At 49.0% G+C, this 19,255-nt stretch carries 20 protein-coding genes; 13 read left to right on the forward strand and 7 right to left on the reverse strand.

What is annotated here, in order from left to right; genetic code table 11:
- Nucleotides 1–100: 100 nt before the first annotated feature.
- Nucleotides 101–604, reverse strand: coding sequence for a transposase (locus tag HF324_RS21265; protein ID WP_168860762.1), 504 nt, complete (start codon nt 602–604; stop codon nt 101–103).
- 163 nt (nt 605–767) lie between these two features.
- Here HF324_RS21265 and HF324_RS21270 point away from each other — a divergent pair, with 163 nt between their 5' ends.
- Both HF324_RS21270 and HF324_RS21275 read left to right on the forward strand, forming a co-directional pair.
- The gene (locus tag HF324_RS21270) at nt 768–1,481 is read left to right on the forward strand and encodes a MarR family winged helix-turn-helix transcriptional regulator (protein ID WP_168804411.1); all 714 of its coding nucleotides are present in this window, start codon (nt 768–770) and stop codon (nt 1,479–1,481) included.
- Nucleotides 1,482–1,568: 87 nt separating this feature from the next.
- Complete coding sequence (locus HF324_RS21275; protein ID WP_168860763.1) at nt 1,569–2,477, forward strand: pentapeptide repeat-containing protein; 909 nt, start codon at nt 1,569–1,571, stop codon at nt 2,475–2,477.
- A gap of 44 nt (nt 2,478–2,521) precedes the next feature.
- Here HF324_RS21275 and HF324_RS21280 read toward each other — a convergent pair whose 3' ends face one another.
- Nucleotides 2,522–3,289, reverse strand: coding sequence for a nuclear transport factor 2 family protein (locus HF324_RS21280; RefSeq protein WP_168860764.1), 768 nt, complete (start codon nt 3,287–3,289; stop codon nt 2,522–2,524).
- 128 nt (nt 3,290–3,417) lie between these two features.
- Here HF324_RS21280 and HF324_RS21285 point away from each other — a divergent pair, with 128 nt between their 5' ends.
- The 6 genes from HF324_RS21285 (at nt 3,418) to HF324_RS21310 (ending at nt 6,996) form a co-directional block, all read left to right on the forward strand.
- Nucleotides 3,418–3,774, forward strand: coding sequence for a winged helix-turn-helix transcriptional regulator (locus tag HF324_RS21285; RefSeq protein WP_168804414.1), 357 nt, complete (start codon nt 3,418–3,420; stop codon nt 3,772–3,774).
- Nucleotides 3,771–4,586 carry a helix-turn-helix domain-containing protein gene (locus HF324_RS21290; RefSeq protein WP_168804415.1) on the forward strand — a complete coding sequence of 272 codons (816 nt, stop codon included), beginning with the start codon at nt 3,771–3,773 and terminating at the stop codon, nt 4,584–4,586. Before HF324_RS21285 ends, HF324_RS21290 begins: the two co-directional genes overlap by 4 nt.
- Before the next feature lie 70 nt (nt 4,587–4,656).
- Entirely contained in the window at nt 4,657–5,025 is a 369-nt protein-coding gene (locus tag HF324_RS21295; RefSeq protein WP_168804416.1) for a VOC family protein, read from the forward strand.
- 5 nt (nt 5,026–5,030) lie between these two features.
- On the forward strand, nt 5,031–5,198 hold the full coding sequence (locus HF324_RS21300; protein ID WP_168804417.1) for a DUF2461 family protein: 168 nt from the start codon (nt 5,031–5,033) through the stop codon (nt 5,196–5,198).
- 152 nt (nt 5,199–5,350) lie between these two features.
- Nucleotides 5,351–6,112, forward strand: a complete 762-nt coding sequence (locus tag HF324_RS21305) for a hypothetical protein (RefSeq protein WP_168860765.1) — start codon at nt 5,351–5,353, stop codon at nt 6,110–6,112.
- A gap of 41 nt (nt 6,113–6,153) precedes the next feature.
- Nucleotides 6,154–6,996, forward strand: coding sequence for a heparin lyase I family protein (locus HF324_RS21310; protein WP_168804419.1), 843 nt, complete (start codon nt 6,154–6,156; stop codon nt 6,994–6,996).
- Between the two features lie 36 nt (nt 6,997–7,032).
- Here HF324_RS21310 and HF324_RS21315 read toward each other — a convergent pair whose 3' ends face one another.
- The 4 genes from HF324_RS21315 to HF324_RS21330 form a co-directional block, all read right to left on the reverse strand.
- Entirely contained in the window at nt 7,033–8,265 is a 1,233-nt protein-coding gene (locus HF324_RS21315) for an MFS transporter (protein WP_168804420.1), read from the reverse strand.
- A 142-nt stretch (nt 8,266–8,407) separates the two neighbouring features.
- A complete protein-coding gene (locus HF324_RS21320) occupies nt 8,408–8,902 on the reverse strand; it encodes a YdcF family protein (RefSeq protein WP_168860766.1) in 495 nt (164 codons plus the stop codon).
- 98 nt (nt 8,903–9,000) lie between these two features.
- Nucleotides 9,001–9,720: a LytR/AlgR family response regulator transcription factor gene (locus tag HF324_RS21325; protein WP_168860767.1), complete on the reverse strand. Its 720-nt coding sequence runs from the start codon at nt 9,718–9,720 to the stop codon at nt 9,001–9,003.
- 10 nt (nt 9,721–9,730) lie between these two features.
- Nucleotides 9,731–10,732, reverse strand: a complete 1,002-nt coding sequence (locus HF324_RS21330) for a sensor histidine kinase (RefSeq protein ID WP_168804422.1) — start codon at nt 10,730–10,732, stop codon at nt 9,731–9,733.
- 348 nt (nt 10,733–11,080) lie between these two features.
- Here HF324_RS21330 and HF324_RS21335 point away from each other — a divergent pair, with 348 nt between their 5' ends.
- From HF324_RS21335 to HF324_RS21355, 5 genes are all read left to right on the forward strand, one after another.
- On the forward strand, nt 11,081–12,001 hold the full coding sequence (locus HF324_RS21335; RefSeq protein WP_168860768.1) for a hypothetical protein: 921 nt from the start codon (nt 11,081–11,083) through the stop codon (nt 11,999–12,001).
- Between the two features lie 659 nt (nt 12,002–12,660).
- Nucleotides 12,661–13,140, forward strand: coding sequence for an RNA polymerase sigma-70 factor (locus tag HF324_RS21340; protein ID WP_168804424.1), 480 nt, complete (start codon nt 12,661–12,663; stop codon nt 13,138–13,140).
- A gap of 11 nt (nt 13,141–13,151) precedes the next feature.
- Nucleotides 13,152–14,117 carry a FecR family protein gene (locus HF324_RS21345; RefSeq protein ID WP_168860769.1) on the forward strand — a complete coding sequence of 322 codons (966 nt, stop codon included), beginning with the start codon at nt 13,152–13,154 and terminating at the stop codon, nt 14,115–14,117.
- Complete coding sequence (locus tag HF324_RS21350; protein WP_168860770.1) at nt 14,098–15,285, forward strand: hypothetical protein; 1,188 nt, start codon at nt 14,098–14,100, stop codon at nt 15,283–15,285. The genes HF324_RS21345 and HF324_RS21350 overlap by 20 nt, the downstream gene beginning before the upstream one ends.
- 72 nt (nt 15,286–15,357) lie before the next feature.
- Entirely contained in the window at nt 15,358–16,137 is a 780-nt protein-coding gene (locus tag HF324_RS21355; protein WP_168804426.1) for a class I SAM-dependent methyltransferase, read from the forward strand.
- A 252-nt stretch (nt 16,138–16,389) separates the two neighbouring features.
- Here the strand turns inward: HF324_RS21355 and HF324_RS21360 are convergent, their stop codons facing one another.
- Nucleotides 16,390–19,215 carry a M16 family metallopeptidase gene (locus HF324_RS21360; protein ID WP_168860771.1) on the reverse strand — a complete coding sequence of 942 codons (2,826 nt, stop codon included), beginning with the start codon at nt 19,213–19,215 and terminating at the stop codon, nt 16,390–16,392.
- Between the last annotated feature and the right edge of the window lie 40 nt (nt 19,216–19,255).

Genomic DNA, 19,255 nt, shown 5'->3' on the forward strand with positions numbered 1-19,255 from the left:
AACAAACCCGCCCGGAGAAAACCGGGCGGGTTTGTTTTTTTTTGCGACCACATCTCTGCTGCACTGGCATCGTCAGCCGGCATAGGTTATCTGCAAAATGTTATGCACGTAGGTTCCATATGCGGATACATAACGGAATCAATCCAATGGAAACCGCGATAAAGATAGCCACGCGGATATAGTTGAGCGTTTGCCAGAGGGATGTTTTCGCCGCAAGATCGTTTACAACAACCGGCGTTTCAGCTATCTTCTGGAAATGAATGATGTTCGGTGCAAAAAAGGCCAGCGTCCACACCCTTACCGCAAAGTGGACCGCGAATAAAATCAGCAGCCAGTTCCTGGCAAAGTCGATTTTCCAACAGAAGACAATGGCGAGCAGGAAAGTCACTTCATGTATGGAGTGAAAAACGATCCAGAAATTTTTCAGGCTGGCGCCCTGACCGTCCAGCAACAGGTTGAAATTTGCTGGCGGGGCCTCCGTCCATTTCGGCACAAATACCAGCGTCTCAAACAGCTGCGCTCCGTTCATTAGAAAGTATAGCAAGGTGGTAATGAATAACCAGAGTTCGGCCCGCATCAGATAACCGGTTGTTATATTATCCATTTTAATCATTTTTTATTCGATTTTAAGAAAGAAGCAATTATATCGTTTTAGATTTATTTCAATATAAAATATATCTATTTCGATGTAAAATTAGTTATAAAATCGAATTCAACAAATTATCGGTCCTTTTTTTCCTACTTTTATATCGAATTCGATGTAAATCATGGGAGAACTTACGAAACTGATCAGCGCTTGGGAGGCCTATACACAGAAGAACCCCGGTTTGTCTGCCACGGAATTCTGTATGCATTTTTTAGCGACAGAGAGTAATCAGCAGCTTTTCAGCGGCCTTGCGCCGCTGGACCTGGACACGGTATTCGCCAAACTGATCGGCAGGCTGGCGAGTATGCAGACAGCCTACGCCAAAATGGCCCTGCAGGAGCTGCCCGGCTTTGAACTGGAGTGGTTCTATTTTCTGAATACCATTTACCAGTTAAAAGAAGTCAAGAAAACACAGGTCATACAATATAACTTCACCGAACAAACGACCGGTATCGACATCCTTAACAAACTGAAGAAACAAGGGTATATCACCGAACGGACAGATCCGGACGATAAACGGGCCAAACTGGTCAGCATCACCAAAGCCGGTGAAAAAATACTGGCCAGGGTGTACCCGCTGCTCTACAAGCCCAACCTCCTGATGTATCATAACATCGACCCAAAGGACAAACAAGTGGTGGTCAACATCCTGAAAGAGACGGAAAACAAACACCAGGAGTTGTTTTCCAATGCCAGGAACAAATCCATCGATGATATGCTGACGGAAGCGTTGGGAGAAGAAAAGCTGGCGCAACTGGCACAGGAACAGCAAGAGAGGATGGCCCGGTTTACAGCAGCGAAACAGCGCAACACACAGCATAACAACAATAAGTAGCTGCATTACAACCAACAGTTGCCTTCATTTTTTCGATTACCGGGAGAAAGCAGGATATCTTTACTGCGTCGCAAAAAAGGATACTATATGGATACTAAGATCATCGGCAGCAAAATTACCCGGGCACGTAAAGCCAAAGGTCTCTCCCAGGCAGGACTGGCGCAACAGCTGTTTATCAGTCCGCAAGCTGTCGGTAAATGGGAACGGGGCGAATCCATGCCGGACATCACCACCTTCTACCGTCTGGCGGAAATGCTGGAGGTTGACCTGAATTATTTCTCTGAAAACGGCACGGCTGAAATACCCGCCACCTCACCGGTTAAACAACCGGCAGCAGAGATCCTGCCTTCAGAGGAACGGCAGGTACCGCTGCGTCTCACGGCAGTTGACATGCAGCAGGAAAATTTTGCCGGCGCTACGCTGCACAAAGGAAAGTTTAAGGCCGGTTCCCTGCAGGGCGCTAATTTCGAAGGAGCAGATTTAACAGGCAGCACCTTTGAAGTCCTCGACGCCCGCGGAGCCAATTTTGACGGCGCCAACCTGACCGACTGCAGTTTTTCCATCACCGACCTCACAGACGCCAGCTTCCACCGCTCCATCCTTGTCCGCACCAGGCTGCATATAGCAGGACATGGCGCCATATTCACCGATGTCACCTTTCTCGATGCCCGGCTGACCAAAGTTGACCTTCAGCAAACACGGTTTGAGCGCTGTACTTTCAACGGCACCGACTTCCATCAATGCGATATGCGGGGCATGCACTTTGACGGGCAAACTTTCATCGGCGTGAAGTTCGACAAGTCTGCGTTAAAAGACGCCTCTTTCAGCGGCGCCACGCTCAGGAACGTGTCTTTCAAACTGCCGTTCTCCCTCACCAACAGGTCACACCTCGATTTCCAGACCGTTTGTTTTGACGGCGCCACCATGGACAAAATAACCTATGCGGCCCTGAAAGGGTTACGGGTAGCGGATTTATCGAAGGTTACCGTGGTGTAATTTCCAACCGGCACGAAAAAGGGCGCATCCTCTGCGCCCTGTTACTAAAACTTTCCATTGTCGTTCTTCCGTTTTTCAACGGGTGGTATCTCTTCGATCACGTCCCAATGTTCGATGATCCGGTCGTTATGGACCCGGTATAAATCGTAGAACGCCGAATGCACGCCGTGCAGGTACCCCTCGCTTAACACCAGGACGAAATTGCCTTCTCCCAGCACCTTATGGATGGTATGGTAGGTTTGTGGTTTCCCTGCTGCCTTCCATTCCTCCAGCACGCTAAAAAACGCGCTGACGCCGTCTCCCATGTGCGGGTTATGCTGAATGAGCTCGTCATCCTTAAAGTACAGCGAGCGCCTTTCCGTATTCCCTTCTATCAGCACCTCCTGCACAAAACGGCGGACGAGCGCTTTGTTGGCAACCGTTTTATGATGATCTGTCGCTTTCGTTTTGCCGTCGGTCATCGTTCTCCCGCTCTTGTTCCGCTGCAGGGGATTGGCCTGGAGATTGTCCCAGTGCTCCACACTCCTGCCCTCTTCAAAACGATGGATATCGAAAGCCACCGTGGGCTCAAACAAAAAATAATCTACGTGCACAAAGCCGATGTCGCCATCCTGGAACTTGCGGACCACATTGGTATATACTTTGTCCATCGGCATCTGTCCATGCAGTTCCAGGATGGCCTGCAACCCCGTAGCCACATGAGGATTGTGCTGTTTGTAAGAAACCGGATCAATTAAACCAATTTCCGCCAGTGTTTCGGTTTCGATGCTGTTCTGTATCGCTGCTGCTTTGTCTCTGTTTGATAATTCCATATGCCTGCTATTTAATGCTGACAAAGGTATAGCGACACGCCGGGGTGAAAAATAAGGGTAAAAATTCTGCTATAGTGAAAATTTTGCCCCTATGCCCGCATTAAGCGATATGCCCTACTTTTGTGCCTATGTACGAGAAGAAAAATCCGAAGGACCTGAGTTGCGGCATCGGGGTAACGCTTGAAATTATCGGGGGCAAATGGAAGCCCTGCTTAATTAATTCTATCCATAAGGGAATACACCGTCCCAGCGAACTGGCGCGGCATCATCCTGCCGCCAGCAAGCGGGTGCTGAGTTTGCAGTTAAAAGAACTGGAAGAGCACGGCGTTATCAGGAAAGTCATTTACCCGGTGTTGCCGCCGAAAGTGGAGTATTTTTTAACGGAGCTGGGAGCGTCGTTGCTGCCGATAGTGGATCTGATGGAGATATGGGGAGAGGATGTACTGGCGAAGGGATTGCTTTCGTCCAAAACAAATCTTCCATGAATCACCGGATATTTGCACCGCACAAAGACCTGGCATCCTTCGTTGCGTGTTACTGGACACTGGAGAGCCCCAAAGAAAACACCCCTCAGATAAACACCATCGTTCCCGACGGCAGGATGAAGATGATTTTTCACTATGGCGCACCTTACAAGCGGTACACAGACAACGGTGACAGTTTTGCCCTTCCAAAGTGTTTTGTCATCGGCCAGCTGACGCAACCGCTCGATGTAGAACCCGTTGGAGCAACCGGCACTTTCTTCGTTTGTTTTCATCCTTATGGGTTTTTACCTTTTGCCACGATGCCCATCAAAGAGATGGAAAACACGGCCGTTCCGCTGGAAGAACTGTTCGGAGAGGAAGGTGCGGTACTAGGGCGGGAAGTCCTTCAGGCGTCTACCACCACAGAGCGGATAAAACTGGCGGAAACTTTTTTGTTTAAGCAGTTAGCCGATACCCAAACCATTGACCACATTGTAAAATCTACTGTTGACACTATCCTGACGGCCAACGGTCAGCTGTCCGTCGATGAGCTTTCCAGGCAAACCAATATCAACCGCCGGCAGCTGGTGCGCAAATTCTCCTCCACCATCGGCTTAAGCCCAAAGCAGCTTTCAAAAACCATCCGGCTGCAGGCAGCCCTCAAAATGTTGCTGAATGAAAAAGTCACCAGCCTGATCTCACTGGCCTACGAAGGCGAATACTACGACCAGGCGCACTTTATCAAAGACTTCAAAGAATTCACCGGGCTGACGCCCAAAGAATTTTATGGTGATCACTTAAAGATGTCTTTGATTTTTGACAGGATGGATTGACCTTGTCCCATTTTTACAATTTTATGTTTTCCGCGGACAATAATTTTGTGCCGACATAAAATATATGACAATGGAAAACGTGATCAATTTTTTCGACATCCCCGCAACAGACTTTAGCAGAGCCGTCTCTTTTTACAAAGCCATCTTAGGGCTGGAAATCACCGAGACCGAAATATCCGGCACCCAAATGGGGTTCTTTCCCAGCGACGGGAAAAACGCCTCAGGAGCCATCGTTCAGGGTGCGGACTACAAGCCTTCCGCAGACGGCGTACTCGTATATCTGAATGGCGGTCATGACCTGCAAACGGTATTGGACAGGGTAGCGTCCAACAACGGGAAAGTAATTGTGCCGAAAACCCATATCAGCCCGGAAGTAGGATATATCGGCATGTTCATCGACACAGAAGGAAATAAAATGGCGGTCCACTCTATCAACTAACAGCTATGAATATATCCGTGCTGAATTTTCTGACAGCGCTGGCTGCCAACAACAACCGGGAATGGTTTACTGCGCATAAACATCTTTACAACAGCGCCCGGGAAGAGATGCCGACAAAGAGCTGCTGGCAAAAGACGCTCCGCAACAATTTGCTGCTATTTACAAAACGTTGAAGCCACTGAAAGATTTTCTGAACGCGCCTTTTTTGTAATGAAAAAGGCGCTGTACTTTCCCTGCGTCTCATTTCGTATCGACCGTTGGCATAAAAGTAACGGCAACTTTATGGAATAAAACACTTCCGGCATCTTACACGGAAAAATGCCATATGTTCAGATTAACCCTGCTTTTAAGTCTTTTGCTGACAGGTGTAAACGCCTATAGCCAGTCTCCTGCTATTCACGTATTGGTAGCCCTCTGTGATAACAAATACCAGGGCATCGTAAAGGTGCCTCCCAGGATCGGGAACGGGCAGGATCCCGCTAATAACCTGTACTGGGGCTGCGGATACGGCGTTAAAACTTTTTTGAAGAAACAGGCCGACTGGCAGCTGATCAAACAGCTACCGCATCCCGGCAATAATATATATGAACGTATCGTTTTTAAACATCGTAAAACCAACACCTATCTGATCGCTGACGCCTATGACGGCGCAAAAATGAAAGAGACCATTACGGATTTTCTGCATTATGCGGCCGGGCAGAAAAAAACGCAGATCACGGTGGATACCGCTACGATCCGTGCCGGTGGTCATGCGGGGCTGATCGTTTTCGTAGGGCATAACGGGCTAATGGATTTTACGCTGCCGGCCACGCCTGCCAAAAGCGACAACCAGCAAAGGGACGTCGCTATCTTCGCTTGCGCCAGCAAGCCTTATTTTTCGGAGAGTATCCACAAGACAGGGGCACAGCCCCTCATCTGGACCACTCACCTGATGTCGCCCGAAGCATATACCCTCGTACCGGTCATTAACGGATGGCTGCAGCGGGAAAAGCCCGCCGTTATTCATGAGCGGGTGGCGCAGGCCTATCATCAGTATCAGCATTGCGGCATAAAAGGCGCCAGAAGATTGTTTGCTACCGGATGGTAAAATTAACCATGATATTTATTCATCAACCTAAACAAATCGCTATGAAAAGAAGCCCTGTGTTTTTTCAGTGTATCGCCTTTCTGGCGATGGTGTCTGTTATTCCCCTGACATCATGCCAAAAAGAGCAACAGTCCATCGAAACAGTACCGGCAACGAACAGCAGCCCGAAACCCGAAGCGCTGGCAACAGGTGACACCTTGCTCAACGTTAGCTATGAATCCGGTACGCTTAACTCGGGCATCGCGGGTCTTGGCACTACAGCCGCCTCAGCACCCGACGCAGCTTATATGATCACACCAGGCAGTACGGGCAACTACGGTATCGCGCATAAAGTCACGCTGGACGATACCGCCTATAGTTCTGCCGGCCAGCCCAGAAGCGAAAGCGACGCTCTAAACATTACCAGTGCCAGGTATCAGCCTGGCGACGCCAGGCGCTACGAATTCAGTGTGCTGTTGAAAGACTGGACCACCTGGACCTCCCCCATGCCGGCCGATGCAGAAATCCTGTTCCAGGCAAAACCAACTAGCAGCGGCCCCTCGTTTTTCATAGCCGCTAAAAGAAATGCGATCGTTTTCAGGCACGGCGCAAGTGCCCAGGACAACCTGGTAGCTGATTACACCGGCTATATCAATCAATGGATAGACTTCCGGGTGGATGTATTATGGTCCAACAGCGGCACAGGCACCTACAGCGTATATACCAGGCTTCCGGGCGGAAGCTATACGCTGAAAGCACAATATTCCAATGAGTCGACCTATAACTCGACCAGCGCCTATGGCTATATCAAATGGGGATTGTATCGCGCGGACCAATCAACCGCGAACGGGTCTGTCGCCACACGCATTGCGTATCATGACAACATCAGGATTATTGCGTTATGATCCTCCACGGCCCGGTTGACATATCCCAACCTCGCGTTAATGCGCCGCTGCAGTGGGAGCAAAAGTCGCTTTCCGCTGCCAGAAAAATAAAATGGTAAACAGGACGATCAATATCGCCGGGAAAGTAATCATATTTACCAGTGTGGCCTGACCGGCAGCCAGCTCCAACGCTCCGCCGGTGAGGCCCGCTGCCGCTTTTTCCGCCCTTGCCGAATCGATCCAGCTTCCGATAAACGGTTGGAATATGGCAGTAGAGAACATCCCGATTCCGCCGATGATGGACATCCCCAGGGCGCCGCTTTCAGGTACCCGTTGTGCAACACTGCCCACCATCACGGGCCAGAAATAACATACGCCCAGGGCAAATATCACCGTAGCAACATAAGCGAGCGGACCAGTTACCGTACTGAACATGTAAATGCCAATGGTAGCTAAAACAGCAGATGTTAAAAGCACCCCCGTTTGCCCCAACAGGCGCACGACCGGGCCTGCAAAAAATCTGCCCGCGGCCATCAACCCGGTGGTGAGCGCAAGAATCAGCATAGGACTGGCACCACTGTTACTCATGATAACACTCACCCACTGGTTAGGGCCAAATTCCGTTATAGCCGTAAAGGCCATGCAAATAAACAGGAATATATAGAGCGGGCTTAGCATCGCTGCAAAATTTTGCGAGAGGGAACTTGTAGCTGCTTCTTCCCTTACCACGAAAGTTTTCCCGTAGAACAAAACAGCATACATGATAGTAGGCGCCATGGTCACCCACATCTGCGCCTGCCATCCCAGATGAAGGTCTGTCATAAATTTTGAAATCAGCGAGCCAATCACAATGCCGCCGGGAAACCACATATGAAACCTGTTCAGCATCTTATTCATATCGCGGCCGGCAAAGGCGTCTGCGATCAAAGGGTTACAGGCAGCCTCAGTGCAGCCGTTACCAAATCCGATAAACAGCGTGGATGCCAGCAGACTGACATATCCTCCCGAATATATCGTCATCAAAATACCAATCGTATGGGTCACAAAAGCCACCTGCATAATTCTCTTCGGGCCAAAAGAATGATATACCAAACCGCCGATGATCATAGAGACAGGAAACCCTAAAAAGAACATCAGGTTAATAAATCCTAATTGCTCACCGGTAAGGTTAAACCGGGCAGCCAGCTGCGGCAAAATGCCCGCACGGATGGAGAAAGTAAAAGCAGTTGTAATTAAAGCAAAACAGCTACCTGTAAACAGCGCGCTTTTGTTAATTTTACCATTAGTCATAGATGTTGACTTTATTTAACGTGGAATAAAATATCTGTACATTAGTAAAATACAGCTTCCTTTAAATATACAAAACACCTTTTCAGGTAACAACACAAAGTTTGCTCAATTCTGATACAATATTAACCCATCTTGCAACAGGTTATCCGGTATAATCCCTTTCCTGTAATTTTTGTAATGCCCGTGCTTCATGTTCCAGCAAAGGTGAAAGTTGCTCCGGGGGCAAAGCAGAAGGCGCCGGGAGAAATACCACCCGCGGATACCCAATAATTCTGTCATACAAAAACCTGGCCCTTGGGAGATGGAAGTCGGAGGTGATTACCACCAGTATGTCAGGTTTTTCTTCCAGTACCCGCTCCCTGGTCATTTGAAAGTCTTCAATTGTATTGGCAGACAGCGGACAGTCTAAAAAAGCGCCGGCAGGAACATTCCTGTCTGTCAGGTACTTTTTTGCATAATCATAATGTGGCCGGTCAGTCGTATTAAAATGCGGACCAAAGCCACCCGTACAAATAATTTTAAAATCATTGTTGGCGCCGTAAAAGTGACAGGTGCAGGCCAACCTGTCCTCAGCGATCTGTGACAGATTCCCCAAATGATCATTGGGCGCTCCCAATACGATCAATAGCTTATTCATAAAGATGTTCCTGTTATGTTGACTTTACCATATAATCCGGCAAAAAGGTACTCCATTTTTTAAGATAAACAGACCTGTATGCGCCAGCGACATGTACCCTATTTACTCAGCAGCCGTTTACTCACCACCTGCATCAGCAATTCCCGCTGGCTGCGGCTCACCGGCAGGGTATGCCCTCCGGCCTGCACCATATTGCTGTCCAGTTTATTTACCTGATGGAGGTTGACGATATATGACTTATGTATTTTCAGAAAGCTATCCGACGGCAGCTGTTGCTCTACGTTTTTAAACGTCAGGTAGGCTATAATCTTCGTATGGATGGTTTGGATGAGCACATAGTTTTGCATGCTTTCCACGAAAAGAATATCAGCCAGCATCACCTTTTCGTATACCTGTTTATGTTTTACGAAGATGTAGTCTCTTACGGGAGAATTGGCGGTGACCGCCGGCTGCCGGCGAAGCCCGAAATAGTCCTGTGCTTTGAGCATCGACTGGGTAAAGCGTTGCAGCGAGAGTGGTTTCAACAGGTAGTCCAGTACATTCAGCCGGAAGCCATCCAGCGCATAGTCCGGGTAGGCCGTCACCAGGATGGTCACCGGAGGATCCGACAATGTCTCCAACAGCTGCAGTCCGCTCGCCTTGGGCATATTGATATCGAGAAACATGAGGTCCACAGGGGTTGTCTCCAATGTTTTACGCGCCGAAGCCACATTATTGCAGCTGGCCACCAACGACAGGAAATCCAACGTCCCGATGTATTTTTTTAATCCTTCCCTGGCCAGGGCCTCGTCATCCACGATAATACATTTAATTTCCATACTGCTTTTTTTATCTGAGAACATCGGTTTTTATTTCGAGATAAACCACGAACAGGTCTGCTGTTTCTTCTATTGACAAAAAGTGCTGATCGGGGTATAGAAGGAGGAGTCTTTTCCGCACATTGGCCAGCCCGATCCCCTTGGGACGGGCATCCTCTGCGATGTCCAACGGGTCGGGCTCTTTACTGTTTTTAACGACAAAAAAAAGCGTGTCCTCCTCCAGGAAGAGATCTATTCCTATAAAGTTATCCTGGTCCGGAAACTGGGATACATGCTTAAAAGCATTCTCTACAAAGGGCGCCAGGATCAATGGTGAGATGTAATAAGGCGGTAGCGGTGTTTCCCAGTTACAGGTTACTTTCAGCTCATTGCATCGCCGTTTGTTTTCCACATTCACATAATTCTGGAGGTAGCCCACTTCCTGCTGCAGTGGTATGGCAGGCCTGGAAGCATCGTGGAGCTGGTACCTTAGCATATCGGAGAACTCCAGCACCATGTCGGCAGCCTGGCCGGCATCCCTTTCTATCAGCACATGGATGCTGTTCATCATATTAAACATAAAATGCGGGTTCAGCTGGTCCCGCAGCAGTCTCATTTCCGCTTCCAGGTGGGTGGTATGGAGCTGCTCGTGATCTATCAGGGTCTTAACATATTCCTGGTAAAAGCGAATACCACAGACTGTTCCGCTGGTAAAAAGCATGCCGATAAAGTGACCGGGGAACACCGTCTGCAGGCCGCATGTTTGAGGGGCGGCCATTACCTTGCCGGCACTTTCACATAACATCGGCAAACTTAAAATCACGGTGGCCAGGCTGGCAACAAAGCAGATCACCACGGCCAGCAAGGCAAACAGAAGCATTTTCCGGCGCTTCATAAAAACCGGAAGCAGCCAGTAACAGAACAAAAAAGCGCAGAGCGCCCCGGGAATGGATTCGATCACCGCCAGCCAGAAGGCTTCCAGGTAAGGCAGCCCCTGCATGTGGACCTGCAAAAAGGTAAGTACCACATCCATTAACCATATTGTGAGAATGACGGGCCAGGATTTTATCAAAAAGAATGGCTTAGGCATCAGTCAATTTTACTGCAAAAAAGCAAAAAAAAACCAAACCGGGCGGGGCTTTAGAGACTCATAACGCGCTTTTAACGCAGATCGTACAGGATTTCTGCACATTAGTCAGCAATTCCGGTAAGATGATCAAAATTCATATAGCCGGGTAAGTATTCTCTTTTTCTTTGCATCAGCAAACCGGAAACCAGTAGTATACAGCAGGAGGACAGCGCCTCCTGTTGTATACTATGCCCCGACGCCTTTATCATCACAAATACCATTTGTCTGAGTAAAAACCTAAACTGCAATTTTATGAAACATCGCAAAACCGAGCGAAACAATCATCATTCCGCACTGTCTGTAGCCCTGCTGGGCATCGCCCTGGTGGCAGGATCGGCCTGTAACAAGGCGCACCTTCCTGAAGTTGGTCACAGTGCCAATGGAGAAAATGTTGCCGCCACACCGGCTGCCGCACCAGCCCCTAACCTGCTCACCCGTATCCGCCTGGGCGGCGCCGACGGCCTCATTCATCTTATCAGCTACAACAAGCGGCTGCAGCCTGCTATTATTACCCAATATGCCGGTAGCATGTTGCTGCAAAAAGACACTGTTGTCTATGACGCCAACGGTAAACTGCAAAAGGTGCTGCATTACTCTCCCGACTTCCTGTCAGCCGGAAAATTTATGCTGTCCGGCAGTACAAAATTTGAATGGGACGCTAAAGGTAATATCTCCCGGAAAACAACTTACGACCTGGAAACCGGCAAGCTGGAAGAGGATGAAAAATACGCCTATGACGCCGGCGGAAACCTGGTGACCGTCACCTCGGTAACGGGTGGTGGCACCAACCTGAAATTTGTCACTTCCTATGCCTACGAACTAAAAAACATCAAAAAAGAAACAGTAACCGACGGCTCAAAAGTAATCTCTCTCTTGTCAGTAGCCGGTTTTGACCAGCATCCTACCTATATCACCCATCCCCTGCTGCGTTATCTGCTGGAAGGCGCCGGACATGAAACATTCAGCGATCAGAACCCGCTGGAAACCAGGAAAATCCAGTATGTCAACCTCAACGGGAAACAGGACTCCATCGTCACCGTGCAAAAGAACGCCTACACTTATAACAGTGCCAACCGGCCGGTAAAAGTAGCTTTTACCAGTATGATTTACAGTACCGGCGGCCAGAAGCCAGTCAACAGCAAAGGCAATACTGACTACGAATACAGTAAATAACCATCTCCTGCCTTTGGGGAACTAAAATCCCAAAAGCCGCCTGCATCATTATATAACCACTAAAAAAGGGCGATCCAAAAGGATCGCCCCTGTAAAACAACGGGATATGACAATATCCGGTTGTCCCTTTAGCAGCCACTATTTGCCAAAACGTAATAATCTGTGTGTAAAAACAGTTCTCTCCTGGCAGATCCGCCCGGGCCGGACACTCAAACGTTCCAGGTACCCCGCACTCGTCCCATATCTGGTAGCAGTACTGCACTCTTGTTGCCGCTTTACCGGTTTTGATATCTTTAACGCCCACACTCATTTCTACCTTTTCTCAGTGGGTTTCGTGGTTTTGGCGCCGGCGGCTTAAGCGATGTACATCTTCATGCAGATAAGCCGGCATCGCATTTCGAATGTAAATTTGGGACAAACAGGGATTGATTTTTCATACAATGTATATCTACGGCCCCCGGGTCAATATTCGCGTCATTTTCCGGAAAATCCGCGGAAACCGATAAGCTGCCAAATAAATAACCCCGGAGTAAGGGTTTTCGCCAACCAGTGTGTAGTAATAGAAGAAGCCATCACCAAACATTGTAAACAAATTTATGACGCACGATCATTCTGTCGATCGTTTAGTTGAGCTATGCTTTAAGAATTACTATAAGGATTTGCATAGGTATGCTTATACATTTCTCAAGAGCAATGAAGCCGCCGGCGATGCAGTACAATCCGTTTTTCTGAAAATCTGGGAGAAAAGGGCCCTGCTTGTTGAAGAACAAGGGGTGAGGGCATACCTGTATACAGCCATACAGCACCATTGCCTCAATATTATGCGCCGGCAGAAAATAATGGAAAAATACCAGTCACAGCTCCAGCATCCAAGTGAATCCGGGAATAAGCTGATATCAAAAGAAAACTATGACCGGATACTGCATGCCATAGATCAGCTCCCGGAACAATGCAAGATCGTATTCCTTAAAAGCAGGTTTGAAAAAAAGTCCTACCAGGAAATTTCGAGGGAGCTCAACATCTCGGTAAAAACAGTGGAAGTACACATGGGCAAGGCACTACGCATCCTCCGGGGTAAGCTGTCCGGCATTCTCTTTCTGTATATGCTTATCATCAATTTTACCCTCAACAGCAATTAATATCAATAGTCATGGAACTGGCAGACGAAGAGATAAATCAACTCATTACAAGCTTTTTATCCGGCGAAGCCTCACCCGGTGAAGCGATGATACTGGAAGACTGGAAACGGGCGCGGCGTGAAAACCAGGAACTGTTTGACAAAATCAGCCTGGTCTGGCATGAGATAGATGGCAGGGTTTATGACCCGCTCCCTGAACCGGCAGCCTGGGAGAAAATAACAACGGTACGCAAACAGCAAAAATTCCGGCGGCACCTGCTTGTGCGCAGCGTTGCAGCGATAACAATGGTTATTACATGCGGTTACTTTGTTATGCGTTATTCCTTACGGCCGCCGGAAGAGCAGCCACAGCTCAACCTGTATAGTATCAGCAATCCTCTCAGGGATACCCTACCGGACCAATCGGTTGTCGAAATGGAAACAGGCTCCTCATTACAGTATTATGCGACGCAAAACCGCCGCCGGGTGGTGATGAAAGGCCGGTCCATGTTCCATGTGACCGGCGCCAGCAAACTACCCTTTGAAGTGGATGCCGGGGCACTTAAAATTAAAGTGCTGGGAACCGTATTTCAAGTGGTCAATGAAAAGAATGACCAGCGTGTATCCGTAAGCTGCGGTCGTGTGCTGGTCATCTCCCCGCATGATAGCTTAGTTCTCAAAGCCGGCCAGTCGGCCACCTATTCGCCGGCAACAGAAAAACTCCAGTTGCATGAAAACATAAAACAGCCCAACTACACGGTAAGTCCACGACACTTCCATTTCGTCAACAGTTCACTAACCGTTATTTGCCGGCAACTCGCCGACGCTTACGACGCAAGCATTATCCTGGCGGACAGCTCACTGCAGCCACTAACCATGAGCGCCGACTTCCGTAATGAGTCCCTCGATAATATCATGAACGTAATTGCCGCAACTCTCTCTATTCAATATCATCATTCAAATGATTCCATCATACTAAATGCGAAGCGTACTAACTAATAGAAAGCAATGGATACTGTGGCCTCTGTTATGCTGCTGGGTGCCCCTGCAGGCGATTGCCCAGGCTGTTCCCGATGCGCAGAAAAACATAACAATAGATAATCCCCTCGTCAGGTTCGACAACCTGCTGGAAGACATACAGGAACAAACCGGCTTTTTGTTTTCTATAGATACCAGGCGCTTTCCCCCGGGGGCAACCATCCGGCTTCAGCCGGGACGTTACAAGGTGCAGCAACTGCTGCAGTTACTACACCATAGAGCCGGGATGGACTTTAGGACCGTAGGAAACCATATTGTAGTCACCGACAAGCCAAAGACCATCAGCCGGCAGGCAGCCGGCTGCACCAAACAGCAGTCGCCGGTCATCAGTCCGCTGGAACAAATACATACTTCCTTTCCTCCAAAGCTCTCATTTCCCGACACACCTATTTATTGTATCCCGGCCCATTATGCGGTACTGCAAAAAAGGGACAGTGCGGACACTATCCTCGTCCGGGCAGATACCGCCATCACCGGCCGCAACAGTCATAGCCTCCGGCATGGTCCTGCCACAACATATAAAAGCAGCCTCCAATTGCCACCGATGGGAGGTTTGTACTTCTGCGCCGGATGGAATATCGATGACTATTCTTTCGTCAATCTTTTTGCCGCTGCCGGATATAAACGGCTACACCTGGCTGCCGCTATCACCCTTAAAGAGCAGTCCCGGATGGTGCGCCTCGGGGCAGGCACACAAATACCGTTAAGCAGCCATACAGACCTCTCCGCCGTCATCCTTCTATCACGGCTGTCAGGAAGCTTTACTACGCCGGACACGATCAAAAAAACAAAAATTGAGGTCACCGGGAACTGGGTACAGGCAAACGCCGGTATCGTCAGGCATCTGAACAATCATTTCAGCATACAGGCCGGTATCACCTTTAATATGTTGTTCCGGCGGTATTATGAAGACGGTGAAATGGTAGCGCCCATGCTGGAAAAAGAGACCTTCCTCCATACCTACGGCCTGGTGTCTCCCCTCTTAAACCTGCATGACAGCTATCATAAGCAGCAAGCTACAAGCACCGGTATATGGATAGGCTTCCAGGCAGGAGTTATCTACCACATCCGTATCAAACGAAAAAAAACGTTGCTCAGTTGTCCTGCCAACACAGCGCATAATTTGTAATTATCAGATAAGGGTTTTGATTTATCAGTGTGTATAAAACTAAAAGAGCATTCCTCATCGAAACCTGAACACATGATAAATCTTATTCGTACGGCGGAAAGAACAAATGATGCCACATCTATAAACAACTACATTTTTTACCGTCACCTGTTTGCCTATAACAGCGTGCCCTCCTGCTACCTGACAGGAAAAGACGTGCTGGAACTGGGCTGCGGAACAGGCTACGGCATGAAAGTACTTTCGGAAAGAACGAACACCTACGTAGCAGTGGATAAAAAAAAGCCAGCAGTAGAAGTCAAAGCATCAAATACATATTACCACCAGTGCCATCTGCCGGATCTTCAGACCATCCCCGACGAAAGCTTTGATACTATTATATGCTTCCAGGTAATAGAGCATATTAAAGAGGATGATTTGCTGCTGGCGGCAATAAAAAGAATACTAAGGCCCAGAGGAGTGGCTTTTATCACTACTCCCAACCGGTTTGCTACGTTAGTCAGAAACCCTTTTCATATCCGGGAATATACGCCCGGCGAATTTTCCCAAAAAATATCAGGGCATTTTACGCAATTTGATGTAACAGGAGTATATGGCAATGAAAAGGTAATGGCATACTATGAAGCCAACAAAAATGCTGTAGCAAAAATAGTAAGCTTTGACCGGTGGGACCTGATTAACCGGATGCCGGCATGGCTGCTGAGAGTACCTTACTCGGTCATGAACAATATTAATCGTATCATGCTCTTTCTTTCCGTTCCGGAGGAAACCAACAATATAACAGATGCCGACTTTTTCGTTGCCCCGCCCGGCAACAATTGCCTGGACCTGTATGCAATTATCCGGAAAAACTGACCATGTTATTGTTACGTACAGAAAATGTTTGCAATAAACGGGTTAATGTATCACCATATCCATCCTCCCTATCAGACTATGGTGTGACAGACAGTTCGAAAAAACACATTTAAAACGCCTACTGGTGTCCACCAGCGGGGCCGTTATTGTACATTCCGTCAGCTATAAACAACAAAGGTGTTGTTTCTGCATTTGAAACAACACCCCTGGCAAGGTACCAGGCCGGCACCTCTATGAAGACAACAACCTTTATTATTTCCCTGACATGGTAACGGACTTGTCAGGCAATGCCACAAACCGGATACAGTTTGTACCACTCAGGTACTTTTTGGCCGCATCTTTCAAAGACTTACCCGTCACTTTGCTCAGAAGCTTTTCCACATCCGGCAAAGGCTTTAACGTCTCTTTGTTTTCCAGCTTCCCGGCAATATACTGCAGCCAGAACTCATTGTTACGGACCTGCAATTCCACCTGTTTCCTGTAGCCGGCTTTGAACTTCGTCAGCTCGTCATTGCTGGCGCCTTTTTGCTGAAGAGCGGCGATGTCCTGTTCCACGAGGCCCACCAAATGCTCCACATGGTCCGGTGCACAACCAAAAGACACGTTAATGGCAAAACGCTGATCAGGCTCTCTGGTCATGCTTCCCTGCGCAGACGGCGTATACACCTCCCCTGCTTTTTCCCGCAGGCTTGCCAGCAGCCGGTATTCCAGAATCTCTGTCAACGCCTGTAACTGCAGGTTCTCTTCCGTGCTGTAAGCACAATCGCCATGATACACCAGCAACACCGTTGCCTTATTCCCCTTCCCTTTTTCCACTTTTTTGATCAGCCGGCCTTTAGGGACTTCAGTATGCAGGATAACGGCCTCCTCTTTCCTGTTCAGTGCCGGCAACGCGCCCAGGTAACGTTCCAGCAACGGCAGTATGCTGTCTGTCCGGAAATTACCCACAAAGATGAAGTTGGCCTGCGAAGCGTCCGCGAACCTGTCTTTATAGATATCATAGGCCTTGTCCAGGTGAATACTGTCCAGCCGCCGCAGGGTAACGGGCGTTGCACGGTAATGATATCCGCTTAAAACATTGCTGACGGTGTCCCGGAATACATTATCAGGATCATCGTATTTGTTTCTGATAGCCTCTGCAGACCTTTCCAGCGCATTATCAAACAAGACCGTGTCTTTCCTTGGCGCGGTATAACGAAGGTAGATCAGCTGCAGGGCCGTTTCAAGGTCCTCCCTGTTGCAGGCGCCATTGATGCCCTGACTACGTCCACCGATATACGCACCTACGGACACCGACTTTCCGTTGAGCATCTTCGACAGCTGCACCGGCGAAAAAGTAGCCAGCCCGCTGCCGCCGATAATCCCGATGGTATTGGAAGCGGTGGGAAAGTCTTCATTGGAGTATTTATTAATGCCTCCCGGCGCAAAAGAGGAAAACCGGACCTGGTCATTACTATAGGTGGTGGGCTTAAACCACACCTTTACCCCGTTGCTCAGCGTTACCTGCTCCATCTTCAGCGCTTTCAGCTCCGTGCGTGAAACCACTTTACCGCCGGCAGGAATTTCTTTCAACAACACGCTGTCGGCCGTATTTTCCTGGTACGGCTGTATGGAAGCTGAAGCCAGCTGTTTTATCCACCCGTCCACTGTAGCGGAGTCCGGCAATGCCGATGGCGCTTTTTCCGGTGCTGTCAGGAAGATATCCCTGTTGGCCTCCGGCCGGATATATTTATCGGCCACCGCTTTGATATCGGCCAAAGTAATGGTCGGCAGGTACTGCTTAACAAACCGGTATTCCCATTCGAAGCCCGGCGAGGCCGCGCCCTGTAAAAAGTGCTGCTGGTATTCGGCCACATAACTTTGGGAAGGCGTTTTGCTGATTTCCCTCCGGGCTGATTCCATTCCGGTAGTATAGCTTTGTTTCGCCTGGTCCAGTTCGGCCTGCGTAAAACCAAACCGTTTTATTTGTTCCAGCAGCAGCCAGGTGCCGGCGAAGGCTTCCTGTAACCGGCCGGGTTTGGCAGCTACCGAATAGGCAAACTGCTCCAGCCCGCCGGTCATGTTGCCGATACCGGCTTTTACACCCAGGAAAGGAGGGTTCGGCTGCTGGCTTAATTCCCCTACCCTGCGGCTCAACAGCTGGTTGAACAGCGCTTTTCTCACAGCCACCTTATAGTCCGCCGTAGTGATCATTTTCGTCTCCGGATACTTTATCACCAGCTCCAGCGTGGTCGTGGTGATTTCAGGATCGGTGACCGCCATAAACTGGTTTTTCCCTGTAAGCCCGATGGTATAGGCCGGCCTTGGCCGCGCATTAGCAGGATTCTTCAGATCGGCAAACTGCTTTTTGAGCTGCTGCTCTACCTTATCCACGTTCACATCTCCCACCACTATCAGCGCCTGCAGGTCGGGGCGGTACCAATCTCTGTAAAACCTGCGGAGCGCGTCTACCGGGAAATTCTTCAAAATACTGTCTGTGCCGATGGGCAACCTCGCCGCATAGCGGGAATGATTGAACATCAACGGCATCGTTTTCTCCTGGACACGGGCACTCACGCCTTCGCGTAAACGTTTTTCTTCCAGTATCACGCCGCGTTCCTTGTTGATATCATCTGTTTCCAGCAACGCTTCCTGCGCCCAGTCACGCATGATTTCCAATCCCTTGCTGACCATCGCAGGATTGTCTGTCGGAATCGGCAGCTGGTATACGGTTTCATCGAACCCGGTATAAGCGTTCAGGTCAGCCCCGAACCTCACTCCTGCTTTCTGCAGATAATCTATCAGCTCGTTCTTCTTAAAATGCCGGGTACCGTTGAAATTCATATGTTCCATGAAGTGGGCCAACCCCAGCTGGTCTTCATCTTCGAGGACAGACCCGACCTTGTTGACCAGGTAAAACAACACCCGCTTCGACGGTTCTTCATTTCTCCTGATATAGTAAGTAAACCCGTTGGCCAGTTTACCCGTGCGTACCGCTGTGTCCAGCGGCATGGGCTGGTCCTCTTGCTGGGCCATGGCAACGTTTCCGCTCAGCAGCAGGAAGCTGAGGCCGGCTGCAGCCCAATGTTTATAATGCATAGTGTTTGATGCTTTTGTTGTAACAAGCTCCTGACAAAAG

The sequence above is a fragment of the Chitinophaga oryzae genome (genome assembly GCF_012516375.2).
GTDB classification, from domain to species: Bacteria; Bacteroidota; Bacteroidia; order Chitinophagales; family Chitinophagaceae; genus Chitinophaga; species Chitinophaga oryzae.